The sequence below is a fragment of the Enterococcus sp. AZ167 genome (genome assembly GCF_051714025.1).
GTDB lineage: Bacteria > Bacillota > Bacilli > Lactobacillales > Enterococcaceae > Enterococcus_D > Enterococcus_D casseliflavus.
In genome coordinates this window covers 228,513-244,558 of sequence record NZ_JBIORB010000003.1, presented here as the reverse complement: position 1 = coordinate 244,558, position 16,046 = coordinate 228,513, and the positions used below count along the sequence as shown (strand labels likewise).

11 protein-coding genes and 1 pseudogene are annotated in these 16,046 nt (G+C 44.9%); 9 read left to right on the top strand and 3 right to left on the bottom strand.

What is annotated here, in order from left to right; all coding sequences use genetic code 11:
* Positions 1-46: 46 nt before the first annotated feature.
* Positions 47-841, bottom strand: coding sequence for an HAD family hydrolase (locus IGJ05_RS15370; protein ID WP_438725343.1), 795 nt, complete (start codon positions 839-841; stop codon positions 47-49).
* A 312-nt stretch (positions 842-1,153) separates the two neighbouring features.
* Here IGJ05_RS15370 and IGJ05_RS15365 point away from each other — a divergent pair, with 312 nt between their 5' ends.
* From IGJ05_RS15365 to IGJ05_RS15335, 7 genes and pseudogenes are all read left to right on the top strand, one after another.
* Positions 1,154-2,611: a TrkH family potassium uptake protein gene (locus IGJ05_RS15365; RefSeq protein WP_225001286.1), complete on the top strand. Its 1,458-nt coding sequence runs from the start codon at positions 1,154-1,156 to the stop codon at positions 2,609-2,611.
* 198 nt (positions 2,612-2,809) lie between these two features.
* Entirely contained in the window at positions 2,810-4,159 is a 1,350-nt protein-coding gene (locus IGJ05_RS15360) for a Mur ligase family protein (protein ID WP_005227862.1), read from the top strand.
* Positions 4,152-4,823 carry a type 1 glutamine amidotransferase gene (locus IGJ05_RS15355; protein WP_005227859.1) on the top strand — a complete coding sequence of 224 codons (672 nt, stop codon included), beginning with the start codon at positions 4,152-4,154 and terminating at the stop codon, positions 4,821-4,823. The genes IGJ05_RS15360 and IGJ05_RS15355 overlap by 8 nt, the downstream gene beginning before the upstream one ends.
* 187 nt (positions 4,824-5,010) lie before the next feature.
* Positions 5,011-6,603, top strand: a pseudogene (locus IGJ05_RS15350) (alpha-glucoside-specific PTS transporter subunit IIBC).
* Positions 6,604-6,616: 13 nt separating this feature from the next.
* Positions 6,617-7,948, top strand: a complete 1,332-nt coding sequence (locus IGJ05_RS15345) for a 6-phospho-alpha-glucosidase (RefSeq protein WP_266166508.1) — start codon at positions 6,617-6,619, stop codon at positions 7,946-7,948.
* Between the two features lie 63 nt (positions 7,949-8,011).
* Positions 8,012-8,785, top strand: coding sequence for a MurR/RpiR family transcriptional regulator (locus IGJ05_RS15340; protein ID WP_005227853.1), 774 nt, complete (start codon positions 8,012-8,014; stop codon positions 8,783-8,785).
* Positions 8,778-9,218 (top strand): hypothetical protein, encoded by a 441-nt coding sequence (locus IGJ05_RS15335; protein ID WP_005227852.1) that lies wholly within the window; start codon positions 8,778-8,780, stop codon positions 9,216-9,218. The genes IGJ05_RS15340 and IGJ05_RS15335 overlap by 8 nt, the downstream gene beginning before the upstream one ends.
* Before the next feature lie 56 nt (positions 9,219-9,274).
* Here the strand turns inward: IGJ05_RS15335 and IGJ05_RS15330 are convergent, their stop codons facing one another.
* Positions 9,275-10,105 carry an endonuclease/exonuclease/phosphatase family protein gene (locus tag IGJ05_RS15330; RefSeq protein ID WP_225001282.1) on the bottom strand — a complete coding sequence of 277 codons (831 nt, stop codon included), beginning with the start codon at positions 10,103-10,105 and terminating at the stop codon, positions 9,275-9,277.
* A gap of 93 nt (positions 10,106-10,198) precedes the next feature.
* A complete protein-coding gene (locus IGJ05_RS15325) occupies positions 10,199-12,373 on the bottom strand; it encodes a PTS transporter subunit IIBC (RefSeq protein ID WP_074536166.1) in 2,175 nt (724 codons plus the stop codon).
* A 251-nt stretch (positions 12,374-12,624) separates the two neighbouring features.
* Here IGJ05_RS15325 and IGJ05_RS15320 point away from each other — a divergent pair, with 251 nt between their 5' ends.
* Together IGJ05_RS15320 and IGJ05_RS15315 are read left to right on the top strand one after the other, a co-directional pair.
* Positions 12,625-14,889: a glycoside hydrolase family 65 protein gene (locus IGJ05_RS15320; RefSeq protein ID WP_438725340.1), complete on the top strand. Its 2,265-nt coding sequence runs from the start codon at positions 12,625-12,627 to the stop codon at positions 14,887-14,889.
* Positions 14,890-14,996: 107 nt separating this feature from the next.
* Positions 14,997-16,016, top strand: coding sequence for a LacI family DNA-binding transcriptional regulator (locus tag IGJ05_RS15315; protein WP_005227844.1), 1,020 nt, complete (start codon positions 14,997-14,999; stop codon positions 16,014-16,016).
* Positions 16,017-16,046: the final 30 nt, after the last annotated feature.

Genomic DNA, 16,046 nt, shown 5'->3' with positions numbered 1-16,046 from the left:
GGCTGCGCATGTTCTTAACGGGCAACAGCAACTGAAGCATTGCCCATCACTGCACGACTTCACCCAGCAGCCCGTTTTCTAAGCAGTAATGATAAATGCCTTCCTCGGCTACGTGACCGATCACTTCATCGGCGATTGCTTTTAACTCATCCGAAGCATTATTCATTGCGAGACCCCAGCCGACTGCCTCCAGCATCTCAATGTCATTGTTGCCATCGCCAAAGGCAATGGCTTCAGATTTATCCAAGCCATAGTAAGCCAGCATTTTGGCAATGCCGCTTCCTTTCCCACTGCTGGCTGGAATAATATCGACTGCGCGATCCCACCAGGCGGTGATTTTCGCCTCCGTGGTATTTGCCATCACTTTGGCGTAGTCTTTTTTCCCTGAGCCAAGCATCACTTGGAAAATGTCTTGCTGCTGGATCACCTCATCAAAATCTTCTGCCACGATCACTTCTTGGTGGGCAAAGGAAAAATACTCAACTAAATCATCATCTTTGCCATTGGCAACCGTTCGGTCCTTCGTAGCGATCGCTACTGGACGCTTTAGTGCCGTGGCATTTTCAATGATTTGCTGAACATCTTTTTTAGGAATGGGGTTTTGGTGGATCCCCTCGGCTTGATTAAAACAATACGATCCGTTAAAGGTCAAAAACGCATCGAAGGTCACGCCTTCAAATTGCGGCAACGCGATGGGACTTCTGCCAGTCGCAATGCACAACAGGATCCCTTGCTTCTTCAAGGCTTTTAATGTGGCTAACATTCTTTCAGAAATTTGCTTTTTGCTCATATCGATCAGTATGCCATCAACATCGAAAAAAATAATTTTTACGTCTTTCATGATACTCCCCATTTCCGTCTCGATTTTCAAAAAATTTGATGCGCTTTTTTGTCCGCTTTCTCGCTATTGTTCCGTGCGGATCGTCGCTGCTATCTTTTTCTTCTTTTATCTTCTCATAAATTGCCAGCGTTTTCTTCTGAAATCGCGAAATCCTTACTGATTTGCTTCGAGTTTTTAAGTTTCTTAAGCAATCAAGCTGCCGCAAGAACCACAGCCTGATCGTTTCCTCTAACCCAACGGCCCTTTCCAAAAGCTTTTCCTTACACAATTTCTGCTGCTCATGAATTCTATCCTGCTTTCTTTCAAATCTACTTGGTTCTTTGGTATACTGGGGATAGTTTATTTAGTGAGGGGTTTTTTGTAATGAACTTTACCCGCTTTGCCCGCTTGACGCAGCGCAGGAGCAAGACGTTTATTTCCCAGAACGTGTCTTCAATCCAAGTGATTGTTTTTTATTATATCGTGATGACGGTGGTCTCTTTGGGGCTTTTTTCACTCCCCTTCTTTCGAGAACCCGGCTCTCATGTCGCGTTTATCGATCTGTTCTTTATGGCGGTCAGCACGGTCAGTGTCACTGGGCTGACTACTTTTCCGATCAATGACGTGTTTAACGACCACGGGGTCATCTTATTGGAAGTCCTCTTTCAAGTCGGCGGTTTAGGGATCATGATGATCTCGACCTTTTTTGCGATCGTCTCACGGCGCAAAATCAGTTTAAAGCAGCGCCAGTTGATCATGACGGATATGAATCAGCCAAAGCTTAGTGGGATCGTTCGGATGATTCGAACGACGTTTACAATCATCTTGCTTTGTCAGGTGGTAGCAGGCACGATCTTCGCTGTTTATTTTCATCTTTACGGCTATTATGACAATTGGCGAGATGCGATCTTTTATGGGTTTTATCAAGCGATCTCTGCTGTGACCAACTCAGGGTTTGATGTGACGGGCAATTCCATCTTGCCGTTTTCCCATGATTATTTCTTCCTGACGTGTATCATGATTTTGATTTTTATCGGGGGGATCGGATTTCCAGTGATCATGGACTTTCGGGAATGGGTCCTTTTTAAAACGAAAAAACAACGCCGCCGCTTGCCGTTTCGCTTTTCTTTATTCACAAAAATTGCTGTTTTGGCTTTCGTGATCCTCTTTGTCGGCGGTACATTAGCGATCTTTTTCCTTGAGAAAGATTATTTGTTCAAAGATTACAGCTTTAGCGGTATGTGGATGAACAGCATGTTTTATTCCATGACAACGCGGAATGCTGGCCTACAGATCCATGACTTAGGCAACTTTCAAACCACGACGTTGATCGTTTTCTCCTTGCTGATGTTTATTGGTTGTAGTCCCAGCTCTGTTGGCGGGGGGATTCGGACGACGACCATTGCCATCATTGGGCTGTACCTCTATGCCTTCTTGAAAAGTGAGGACAATATCAATATCTTCGGTCGCCGGATCGATCAAGATGACGTCCGCAAATCAGTGGTGGTCTTCATGCTTTCGATGGGCATGTGCTTCTTTTGTGTCTTATTCTTGACCGCCATCGAGGATATCCCTTTGATCGCCATTATTGTTGAAGTTTCCTCGGCATTTGGAACCACAGGGCTTTCTTTAGGAATCACGGGCGATTTATCAACCATCGGCAAACTCGTGATTGCTCTTTTGATGTTTATCGGCCGTGTCGGTATGCTGTACACCTTGATGTTATTCGTACCAAAAGAAACACGTGACTTAGGCTACGAGTACCCAACGGAAAAAATCATTATCGGTTAAAGCAGCAGCAAACCTTCTGCCAGGTTTGCTGTTTTGCTTTTCAAGCCTTTGATCATCGCAAGTAAAAGAGCCATTTATCAGAATGGTCTTTGCAGAAATTTAAAGAATCGCAAAAGCAATTTAACCTTTTTCTTGGTATATGGTATGATAAATTGAATTTGCACAATGAAAGCATTCGCTCTAATGGAGGGTTACATTATGGGAATACGAAGTCATCTGGCTGTTTCAGTCGGTAAGACCTCTCAATGGGTATTAAAGAACTTTTTCAAAGGCGGCTCAAGCCTGCCTGGTAAATTAGCATTAAAAGTTGATCCACATATATTAGATCATTTGGCGAAAGATTACCAAGTCGTCGTGATCACAGGCACCAACGGCAAAACATTGACGACTGCCTTGACTGTCAATATTTTGCGCCAAGAATTTGATGAAGTATTGACGAACCCCACCGGCGCCAATATGGTCCAAGGGATCGTTTCAACCTTTCTATCGGCACGCCCTAAAAAAGGCAAAAAATTCGCGGTTTTAGAAATCGATGAAGCCAGTCTCAGCAAAGTAACGAAGTACATCAAACCGGAATTATTCGTTTTCACCAATATTTTCCGCGATCAAATGGACCGTTATGGCGAGATCTATACGACCTATAAAATGATCGTTGAAGGTGCCGCAAACTCACCAGAAGCTACGATCCTCTGCAATGGGGATTCGCCACTGTTCAATTCGGTAGCAACTGTCAATCCGCGGAAATACTATGGATTTGATCATTTGCCAGATGAAGAGCAGATGGCCCATTACAATACGGATGGCGTGTTGTGTCCTGAGTGTCATCACATTTTACACTATAAAATGATCACCTATGCCAATCTTGGAAAATACTACTGCCCAAATTGCGGCTTCCATCGACCAGAATTGGATTATAAACTGACGGAAATGACCGCAATGGACAACACCTCTGCTGACTTTGTGATCGATGGCAACGACTATCGCATCGAAGTTGGTGGGATGTACAATGTCTACAATGCGCTGGCGGCAACTGCGGTTGCGGAATATTATGGCGTAGCACCTGCAAAAATCAAATCTGGTTTGGCCTATGACGAAAAAGTCTTTGGTCGCCAAGAAGTGATCCGCATTGGGGACAAAGAATGTACGTTAGTCTTAGTTAAAAACCCTGTTGGTTTGAACCAAGTCATCGATATGATCGGCCTGTCGCCCTATCCTTTCTCGCTAGTCAGCTTGTTGAATGCCAACTACGCAGATGGGATCGACGTCAGCTGGATTTGGGATGGCGACCATGAAGCGTTTGCCGATATGGGGATTCCTCAAGTGATCGCTGGTGGTGATCGTCACAAAGATATGGCGTTGCGGCTAAAAGTTGCGGGGATCCCTGAAGAAAAAATCATTGAAACCCCTGAACTTGATGACGTCATCAAGCAAATCGCAGACTTACCAACAGAAAAAGTCTATATTTTAGCGACTTACACTGCAGTCTTGCAGCTACGCAAAAAGCTTGCGGAAAAAGGCTATATCAAAGGAGGAATGAGTCGTGACTAAGTATCAACTGAATGTTGCCCACTTGTATGGAAATCTTTTGAATACTTATGGCGACAACGGCAATCTCTTGATGCTGCGCTACGTGGCCGAAAAACTAGGCGTGACCTTCAACGCAGAGGTCGTCAGCATTCACGAGCCCTTCGATCCTGAAAAATATGATCTCGTCTTCTTCGGTGGCGGACAAGATTTTGAACAAGTGATCGTTTCACAAGATATCCAATCAAAAAAAGAAGCCCTGACCAGCTATATCGAAAATGATGGCGTCATGCTGGCGATCTGCGGCGGCTATCAATTGCTGGGTCATTACTACATCGGTGCCAACGGTGAGAAAATCAATGGGATCGGCGCCTTGGATCATTACACCTTAAGCCAAGAAAACAACCGATTCATCGGTGACATCGTGATCCACAATGAAGAATTCGATGAGACCTATTATGGCTTTGAAAACCATAATGGCCGTACTTTTTTAGGTAAAGGGGAAAAACCATTGGGGAAAGTCATCCAAGGACAAGGAAATAATGGCGAAGACCAAACCGAAGGCGTGGTTTACCGCAATGTGTTCGGCTCTTACTTCCACGGACCGCTCCTTGCAAGAAATGAGCATTTGGCAGAGCGCTTGATCCGCACCGCCCTTGCCAATCGTTATGGCAACGTCGAAATTTAAATACACGTACGGAGCAAACAAACCTGTTTTTCGCAGGTTTGTTTTTTTATGGGAAATTTCCCCGCAGTTGCCACTTTTTCTCTTTGTTTGCTTCTACGTTCCTATGCTGCCTCGCTTTATTGTAACCGCTATCTTTCTTTTCTATACTGAGGTTGTAGTAAAAATTGAAAGGAGATGTTAAGAAATTATGATGGAAAAAGTTCAGCGGTTTGGCGGTGCGATGTTTACCCCGGTCCTCTTGTTTTCCTTTTCAGGGATCATGGTCGCGCTGTGTATTATCTTTAAAAATCCGATGCTTGTGGGGAGCATCGCCACTGAAGGCTCTACTTGGTACAACATTTGGACGATCATTGAAAACGGAGCGTGGACGGTCTTCAACCAAATGGAATTATTATTTGTCATTGGATTACCGATCGGTCTCGCAAAAAAAGCCAATGCGCGAGCGGCAATGGAAGCCTTTGTCGTCTATATTACTTGTAATTATTTTATTTCTGGCATGATCGAGTACTTTGGTAGCTTCTTCGGTGTCAACTTTGCAGCTGATCCCGGCGGTTAGAGTGGTTTGAAAATGATCGCTGGCATCAAAACATTAGATACTGGTATTATCGGAGCAATTTTTATTTCGGCGATCGTCGTCTATCTTCACAACAAGTTTTTCGATACGAAGCTGCCTGATTTTCTCGGAATCTTCCAAGGCTCTTCCTTTGTCGTGATCCTCGGTTTCTTTTTAATGCTGCCAGTTGCTTTCTTGATCGCATTGATTTGGCCGAAAGTCCAAGCTGGCATTGGGTCCATGCAAGGGTTTCTAGCAAGTGCTGGGGTCTTTGGGGTCTGGCTCTATACTTTCTTAGAGCGAATATTGATTCCCACAGGTCTCCATCATTTCGTGTATACCCCCTTTGTTTTTGGTCCCGCTGTCGTCGAAGAAGGAATCTCCAAATACTGGATGGCACATTTACAAGAATTTGCCCAATCCACCAGACCATTGAAAGAGCTTTTCCCTGAAGGGGGCTTTGCTTTACATGGCAATTCTAAGATCTTTGCTGCACCAGGGATCGCTGCTGCTTTTTATTTCACAGCCAAGCCTGAGAACAAAAAGAAGGTCTTAGCGATTTTGATCCCTGCCACTTTAACTGCCGTTTTAGCTGGTATCACTGAGCCATTGGAATTCACCTTCCTCTTTATCTCACCACCCCTCTTTGCGGTGCACGCTGTTTTAGCAGCGACCATGGCGGCAACGATGTTTGCCTTCGGGGTCGTTGGAGATATGGGGGGCGGCTTGATCGATCTGTTGGCGAAGGTCTGGATTCCGCTATTTCAAAATCATCGCAGTATGATCTTCACGCAGCTGGTGATCGGGTTAGCCTTTACTGCCCTTTATTTCCTTGTTTTCCGCTTCTTGATCCTCAAATTTAAGTTAGCCACACCAGGACGGGAAGAAAACAATAGCGAAGTCAAACTATACACCAAAAAAGATTACAAAGAAAAACAAGCCAACACTGGAACGCCAGTGATTGCTGGTGCCAATCGCTACACCGAACAAGCCGCAGTCTACTTAGAAGGGTTTGGCGGTCGCGACAACATTGATAAAGTCACTAATTGTGCCACTCGCCTAAGAATCACCGTCAAAGATCAAGACCAAGTGCTGCCAGATGACATCTTTAAAGGCGCTGGTGCCCATGGTGTTGTTCGCAACGGCAACGCCTTCCAAGTGATCGTTGGTCTGGATGTGCCACAAGTGAGAGAACAATTCGAAAAATTATTAGCTGTATCAGACTAAGGAGGAAACAAAAATGAAAAAATTTTCAATCGTGATCGCCGGAGGCGGCAGTACCTTTACCCCAGGAATCGTCTTGATGCTTTTGGAACACTTGGATCGTTTCCCGATTCGCCAAATCAAGTTTTACGACAATTTGGAAGAACGACAAGAAAAAGTTGCACAAGCTTGCGAGATTTTATTGAAAGAACGCGCACCAGAAATCAGCTTTTTAGCAACCACTGATCCCGAAACCGCATTTCAGGATGTCGATTTTGTGATGGCGCATATCCGAGTTGGCTTGTATGCGATGCGCGAAAAGGATGAAAAAATCCCTTTGAAATATGGTGTGGTCGGCCAAGAAACTTGTGGTCCTGGCGGGATCGCTTATGGGATGCGTTCTATCGGCGGTGTATTGGAGTTAGTCGATTATATGGAAAAATATTCCCCTGATGCGTGGATGTTGAATTATTCCAATCCTGCAGCGATTGTCGCAGAAGCGACTCGTAAATTGCGCCCTGATGCCAAGATCATTAATATTTGTGATATGCCAGTGGGAATCGAAGAACGGATGGCGCAAGCGATCGGTTTAGCTTCTCGCAAAGAGTTGGTGGTTCGCTATTATGGCTTGAATCACTTTGGCTGGTGGACAGATATACGAGACAAAGCTGGCAATGATTTGCTGCCGCAGATCCAGGCGCATGTGGCAAAATACGGCTATTCATTGCCAGAAGAAATCGAAGCGAGCCAACATGCTGATGCCAGCTGGATGCACACCTTTGCCAAAGCAAAAGAAGTATACGAAGTTGATCCATCCACTTTGCCAAATACCTACTTGAAATATTACTTTTTCCCTCAAGATGAAGTGGCGCACACCAACCCATCTTTTACACGGGCAAATGAAGTCATGGCTGGCCGCGAAAAACACGTCTTTGGTGAATGCCAACGCATCGTAGAAAACCAGACAGCGACTGACACCACGCTTGAAGTGGATGAACACGCCAGCTACATCGTTGACCTTGCACGAGCGATCGCTTATAACACGCAAGAACGGATGCTGTTGATCGTGCCTAACGAAGGAGCGATCGTCAACTTTGATGAGCAGGCAATGGTGGAAGTACCTTGTATCGTCGGCAGTAACGGGGCAGAACCAATCACACAAGGCAAGATCCCTCGCTTCCAAAAAGGATTGATGGAGCAACAAGTCGCCGTAGAAAAATTAGTCGTGGAGGCTTGGACAGAGGGTTCTTACCAGAAATTATGGCAAGCACTGATTCTTTCAAAAGTGGTCCCAAATGCCCGTGTAGCCAAAGAATTACTCGATGAATTGATTGAAGCAAATCAAGCCTTTTGGCCAGAATTACACTAGCCAGCGTTCTTCGCCTCCCCTCCTGGCTTTTCAGCTATACTTAATCAATAAGGAGGGGTTTTTGTGAAATTACAGTATTTGATTCAACAGCACCAATCAGAGTTAAGTGAACTTGATCGTGGCATTCTAAACTACATTCTTTCCAACGGCGACACCGTTCTATCTATGGGGATCGTCGAGCTATCCGAGCAGGTTCACGTCTCCAAGTCTTCTATTTTACGGTTGACGAAAAAACTTGGTTTTTCTGGCTATTCCGAGTTCAAATATTTTCTACGGCATCAGCAAGAACAGGCAACAACGATTTCGCAACAAAAAACGATTTTTGAAAAGCAACAAGAGGATATTTTCGCCACCCTCAACTATTTAAAAACGGTAGACTTAGCTGCCCTCAACCGCTTGTTTGACCGCAGCAAAACTATCTACTGCTACCCAACTGGGTTTTCCCAAAAGAAAGCACTGGAGGAGTTTTCCAAAATGATGCTTTCTATGGAAAAACGAGTGATCGTATTGCCGAACAAAACGGAATTTGATATGGTCATGCCGATGATCACTGCCGAAGATTGTGTGATCATCGCCTCACTGAGCGGCGAAACAGAAAACGTCAAAGAGAATCTGACGACTTTTGCGATTCGTCAGATTCCCGTTTTGACATTGAGTGCACCAGGAGATAATTATTTTGCTCGCCATTCAACGTTTCACCTGACCTATTATTGCGATTTTTTTCAAATCGGTCGCAAGAAAATCCCTAGCCAGTCTTTGATTGGACTAAGCTGCTTGATTGATTATTTGATCCGTTCCTACGGACTATTCACTTTACAGGAGGGCAACCATGACTAAACGAAAATGGGCGTTTCCATTGATTTTACTGAGTTATTGGCTTTTGATCGCCGGTGCTTACTATCTTTATCTTTCCTTGACTGCCTTCAACCATGGGATGACCTTTGCCCAGTACCTCAGCTCACAACCGTTAGCCGCTTTAGGGGTCTTGTTAAGTAGTCTCCTTTTGCTGCAAGGGGCTTGCCTGTACTTTATTCAACGGTTTTCCATGAGTAAAAAAGGCCTTTTGGGTCAGTATTTATTCCTGATCTTCTTTCAACAGTTGCTGACAGCGAATGTCATCGGCGCAGGACTCGTCTTTTTTACAAGAAGAAGTCTTTCAAGTCAGGAGGAAAACGCAACCTGGGGCGAAAAGAGTTTTACCTATGGGGCATTAGCATTCATTCTTTTATTGAGTTTATTCTTTTTCCTCCTTGTTCGATCAGCGATTTAACTTCCCCAAAAAGAAAAGCAGTGCCGATTGGCACTGCTTTTTTGCTGTCGCTTCTGCTAGTTTGGCTCTGTTTTTGAAGCAAAAACCACTTTGATTCCAAAGTGATCGCTGACGATCGGAGTACGCGTTCCGTCAAAAACGACTTCGTATTCCGTTGCTTGCAGGTCATTGGATGCAAAAACATAATCGATCCGCAATGCTTCTCGATTGTCTTGCCAACCATCAATGGCTTTAACGACAGAGGCTTCACCGATCGTTTCGGCAGCCGTTAAAAAGCTGTCTTGCAGCTGTAAGGAGCTGTCAAGGACGAGTTGATGACCAGAACTGGTCGCATCGTTGTTGAAATCTCCTAGGATCAATAAGGTATCTGCCCGTTCTGCTAAAAATGCTTCTGTCTGTTGCCACTCGTAGGCAAATTTACCGTCTTGCCACCAAGAAAAATGACAGCTAACGACTTGTACGATCTGTCCATCGGCTTCAGTCACGCCGCTCAGGTTTTTGCGTGTGGTATGATCCCAGACATCCGTGGCTTGTGAAGCAAGGTATTCTTTGGCAATGATGGGCTGTTTGGACAATAAGGCATTGCCTTCGTGGTAAATGTCATAGCCTACGTGACTGTAGGTCCATGACCAGTAGTAATCACAGTCTAACAGTTGCAGTTCTTCCACTAGGCGTAAAGCAAAATTGTCCTCCTTGATTTCCACCAGCGTATCTGTGGGGCAATATAGCCCATCAGGAACGATGGTTTGAGCAGCGATCGTTTGGTTGACTTCTTGCAAGGCGATGATGTCATAGTCTCCTGTTGCAATCTCTTGTGCGATCATCTTGCATTTTTCGAGCTGATTTTCTTCTAACCAGCTATGGGTGTTCAATGTTAATACCTTCATGAATAAGGCTCCTTCTCTCGGTTTGCTTGTACGATTCCTTTAAAAAATAAAAGAGAGCGGGTCAACAAAAGAGTCGACCCGCTTGTCATTTTATTATAGTTTTACGATTCCAACAACTGCGGCTGCTTGTTGCTTGCCGATTTGGGTCAATTCAAAGGAATCGATTTGATCGCTGTTGGTCAACACTACAACGATGGTGGTGTCTTTGCCAGCAGCACTTACTGCAGCGAGATCCATCTCCGCTAACTTGTCACCCACCGCCACTTGTTGTCCTTCAGTGACAGCTACCGTAAAGGGGGCACCGTTTAAGTCAACGGTATCTAAGCCCATGTGAACCAATACTTCGATGCCTTCATCAGAAAGCAAGCCAATCGCATGTTTCGTTGGGAAGATGTTGGTGACTTTCCCGCTGATTGGTGCGACAACTATCGTCTGCTCTGGGCGCACGCCATAACCGTCACCCATCATTTTTTCCGCAAACACTTGGTCTTTGACAGAGGTGATCGGCATCACTTCTCCAGTGGCAACGGCAGCTAGTTCAGCTGTCACGCCTTGGCTTTGGTGGGTAGTGGTTTCTACTGGTGCTTGACTAGCCGTCGGTTCGGGAATCGTGACACCAGAATCTAAGATATCTTGAATGTCTGATTTTAAGACATCTGCTTTCGGTCCATAGACTGCTTGCACACCGTTGTCTTTTACGATCAAGCCTAAAGCCCCTGCGGCTTTCCATGCTTTTTCATCGCCGACCGCTTCTCGATTTTTCACAGAGACCCGTAAACGGGTCATACATGCATCAACGTCGGCGATATTTTCACGTCCGCCTAATAAATGAATGATTTTCACGACTTGCGAATCTGGGTTCAAATTGCCATCCGCCGAAGCTGTTGCTGGCGCATCGCTGGCTCCTTCTGTTTCGTAGTTGCCGTTTCTACCTGGTGTTGCAAAGTTGAATTTTTTGATCAAGAAGTTGGCCAAGAAATACATCCCAACACCAAAGACGATGGTCACTAACACAAAGTTGATCAAATCTTGTCCTAAGCCGGCATTGATCGCCATTGGGGTACGGGTCAACAACTCGATATTCCCAAAAGAGTGGACCCGTAAGTTGACGATGTCCGCCATCGCAAACGCAGCCCCTTGTACGACTGCATAAACGATGTAAAGCGGTACGGCAGCAAACATAAACATGAACTCCAACGGTTCCGTTACCCCTGTCAAGAAGACAGCGATGGCAGCTGATAAATACATAGAGGTATATTTGTGCCGTTTGTCCGCATCGACATTGCGATACATGGCATAAGACAAGCCCATCAAGATCCCAGATGAACCAATCATTTGTCCAACTTTAAAGCGGGCAGGAACAAAGTTTTCCAATAAAAATTGATATTGTGACGTATCGCCAGCATTGCGCATGTTCACTAGATCCGTTGCCCAAGCAAGCCATAATGGGTCTTGTCCAAAGACTTGGGTGCCGGCTTGTGCGCCAGAAAGAATCGTGTAAGTTCCACCTAATTCGGTGTAATTGATCGGGATCGTCAACATGTGATGCAGCCCGAATGGTAAGAGCAGCCGCTCCAAGGTTCCAAACAAGAACGGTGCTAAAACGGGCGCACTTTCTTGTGATTGCGCGATCCATAAACCGAAGTTGTTGATGCCTGCCTGAATGTAGGGCCAAACGATCGATAACACTAATGCGACGACTACTGAACGGGCGATCACTACGAAAGGTACGAAGCGTTTGCCGTTAAAGAAGGAAAGCGCATCCGGTAATTTGCGGAAATTATAGTATTTGTTGTAAGCTGTTGCTCCCACAAAACCGGCGATGATCCCAACAAAGACACCCATGTTCAAAGCAGGTGCTTCTAATACACTAGTAAAGAAGCCGTCGATCATGATCTTCGTCCCAAATAACGTATGGGTAAAGGCGCCTTCTTCGGTTAACATCGCGCTCGTCACGCCAAAGATCGAACCAGTGATCCGATTGATCAAAATAAAGGCGATCCCAGCAGCAAATGCCCCACCAGCTCGCTCTTTAGCCCAACTACCACCAATAGCTAATGCAAATAATAAATGCAGGTTACCAATAATTGCCCAACCAATGTTTTCAATGACGCCTCCTGTAGTGATCAAAAATGCCCAGTCGGCATTGATCATTGGGATCGTTTTCCCAATACTGATCATCAAACCAGCAGCTGGCATAACAGCGACAACCACCATTAGCGCTTTTCCGAATTTTTGCCAAAATTCGAAGCTCAATAATTTTTTCATCTTCCTTCTTCCTTCCCTGAATCGATTTACGCAATCGGTTTCTTAATGATTTCATTCTAACGGAGAAAAAAGATTTTGTAAACCCAGAAATATCAAAAGGGATTCTATTCGCTTTTTCACCTTTATATAACTGGATCTCTCTTTCTCGATGTTTCCTAACAGGAAATTCTTTAAACGCAACAACTTTCACTTGACGATGCAATCGTTTGCTCTTATGATAGAGATATCAAAAAGATTCTGGAGGGACTTTCATGAAAAAAATCCAACGATTGTTCGAGATCGATCCATGGAAAATCGCGACATCTACCTTAGATAAAGAAAATCGTCGACTGCAAGAGTCGCTAACAAGTATCGGCAATGGCTACATGGGAATGCGCGGCAACTTTGAAGAACAATACAGCGGCGATCATCACTTAGGTACTTATATCGCTGGTGTCTGGTACCCAGACAAAACCCGTGTCGGCTGGTGGAAAAACGGCTACCCTGACTATTTTGGCAAAGTGATCAACGCGGTCAACTTTATTGCAATGGACCTATTTGTCAATGACCAATTAGTCGACTTAGCAAAAATCAGCCCAAGTGATTTCCGTTTAGAACTAGACATGGAAACCGGGATTTTACGCCGCAACTTTACTGTCACTTTGGCAGGCGCCACCGTAAAATTCTCTTTTGAACGCTTCTTGAGCATCGTAAAACGTGAACTTGCCCTCATTAAGATGGACGCTGAGATCATTGAAGGCGACGCTGAGATCAAAGTCGTTTCTAAACTAGATAACAATGTCCATAACGAAGACAGCAACTACGACGAACGTTTCTGGGAAGAATTGGCTCATGGTCAAACCGAAACCTTCCATTACTTGACCACTCGGACCGTAGAAAATAATTTTGACATTGAACGCTTTACTGTCACTTCTGCTATGCGTCATAGCCAAACACCGATCGATTCCGTGAAAAGCGAGCTTTGCGTTGCTGATACCTTTGCCTTTTCTGGAACAGCCGGTGACACCTTCTCATTGATCAAAGAAGTCTTGATCGTTACGAGTCGTGATGTTCCCGCTCATGATCATCCAGCAAAAGTCACCGAATTAGGCACTTTATACAAAGCAGATTACGATGCATTGCGTGCAGAACAAGTCGCTGCTTGGAAAGCCCGCTGGGATTTAGCCGATGTGATCATTGAAGGCGATGCTGCGGCGCAACAAGGAATTCGTTTCAACCTGTTCCAATTGTTTTCAACCTATTATGGCGAAGACGAGCGCTTGAACATTGGACCGAAAGGCTTTACTGGTGAAAAATATGGCGGTGCGACTTACTGGGATACCGAAGCCTATGCAGTTCCATTGTATTTGGCATTAGCAAAACCAGAAGTGACCCGTAACTTGTTGAAATACCGTCACAACCAATTGCCGCAAGCCCATATCAATGCGCAAAAACAAGGCTTAGCAGGTGCCCTTTACCCAATGGTGACCTTCACTGGGATCGAATGCCACAATGAGTGGGAGATCACTTTCGAAGAAATCCACCGAAATGGTGCCATCGCTTATGCCATCTACAACTATACGAATTATACTGGCGATACAAGTTACCTGAAAAAAGAAGGATTAGAAGTGTTAAGCGCGATTTCACGTTTCTGGGCAGATCGTGTCCACTATTCAAAACGCCAGCAAAAATACATGATCCATGGCGTTACAGGACCAAACGAATACGAAAACAACATCAATAACAACTGGTACACCAATAAAATGGCTACTTGGGTCTTAGCTTATACCTTAGCCAGCTATGAAACCTTCAAAGACGAAGCGACTGTCACGATCTCTGACGAAGAACAAGCCAAATGGCAAGACATCATCGACAATATGTACTTCCCAGAAGACCAAGAGCTTGGTGTGTTCGTCCAGCATGATACCTTCTTAGACAAAGACTTGATGCCCGTTTCCGATCTTGATCCAAAACATTTGCCGTTGAACCAAAATTGGTCGTGGGATCATATCTTGCGCTCTTGCTTTATCAAACAAGCCGATGTTTTGCAAGGTATCTACTTCTTCGGCGATCAATTCAGCAAAGAAGAAAAACAACGGAACTTTGATTTCTATGAGCCGATGACAGTGCATGAATCTTCCCTTTCTCCAAGTATCCATGCGATTTTAGCAGCGGAATTAGGCATGGAAGAAAAAGCGTTGGAAATGTATGAGCGGACTGCTCGTCTTGATTTGGACAATTACAACAATGATACCGATGATGGCTTGCACATCACTTCTATGACCGGCAGCTGGTTAGCGATCGTTCAAGGTTTTGCTCAAATGAAAACTGATCACGATCACTTAGGGTTTGCGCCATTCTTACCTAAAACTTGGAGCCGCTACGCCTTCCACATCAACTATCGTAGACGTCTGCTCTTTGTTTCCGTCAATGACTCGACGGTGACATTGAAGAAAATCAGCGGTGAGGCATTGCCAATCAAGTTGTATGGCAAAGATTATGTTTTAGAAGACGAAATCAGTACAGCGATCAACTAAACAAGCCTTCTGAAAGAAGAAATGTCTGCATTTCTTCTTTCTTTTGATTGGCTCTACCCTTGTGCCGACACTTTGTGATACTATAAGCTAAAAAAGGAGGGAAATCAGTGAGCATTACGGTCAAAGATGTCGCCAAAAAGGCTGGCGTCGCTACATCCACGGTTTCTCGTGTCGTAAACGATCATCCCAGCATTTCTGAAGATACCAAGAAGAAAGTGCGCAAAGTAATGGCAGAAATGGGCTATGTCCCCAATCTTGCGGCTCGAAATCTCGGCAAACAGATATCCAGTGCCATTGGCGTGATCTTGCCGCCTCTTGATTCGAAAGAACGACTAGGAAACCCCTTTTATTTAGAAACGATCGAAGCCATCAATGAAGAGGCCCGCCATCATCAAATGACGGTTGCCGTTGCCTCCGCCCGTGACTTTGCTACATTACTAAAAAACGTGGAACGGATGCACCTGCAAAAACAAGTAGATGGCTTTATCTTGGTCTATTCCGATGAAAAAGACCCCATCATCGACTATCTGGTCGAAAAAGAAGTCCCTTTTACCTTGATTGGTCAACCATACAGCAATGAAGACAAAATCGTTTTTGTCGATAATGACAACCAGTTGTTAGGCAAGCAAGCAACTGAGCATCTGATCGCCCAAGGGCATACGAAGATATTATTTGCTACCAATACGACCCATGAAAACCTGTATTTCGAGCGTTTCTTCGGCTACCAAAAAGCCATGATGCTGGCAAATCTCCCCTTTTATCCAGCATTGACCTTTGAAAAAGCGGAAGATTACGTCACGTTTGAAGAAACGATCAAAGAATCCCAAGCAACAGCCATCGTCGTGATCGATGATCTGTTCGCTGTGCGGATCATTCAATTAGCAACGATGTATGGCTACAAAGTCCCCGACGACTTATCCATCATCAGTTTCAACAATTCGATCTTTGCTACTTTGACCCATCCGTATTTGACTAGTATCGATATCAACGTGTTGTCCTTAGGAAAAATCGCTACCGAACGGCTGATGGCGCAATTGAATCACGAAGATTCAAACGGCGTACAGCTGGTTGTACCACATAAGCTGATCAAACGAGAAACGGTCTTAAACCGCAACCAGTTGAACTGATCCGCTGGGTCTGATCCACTTCCCCTTACA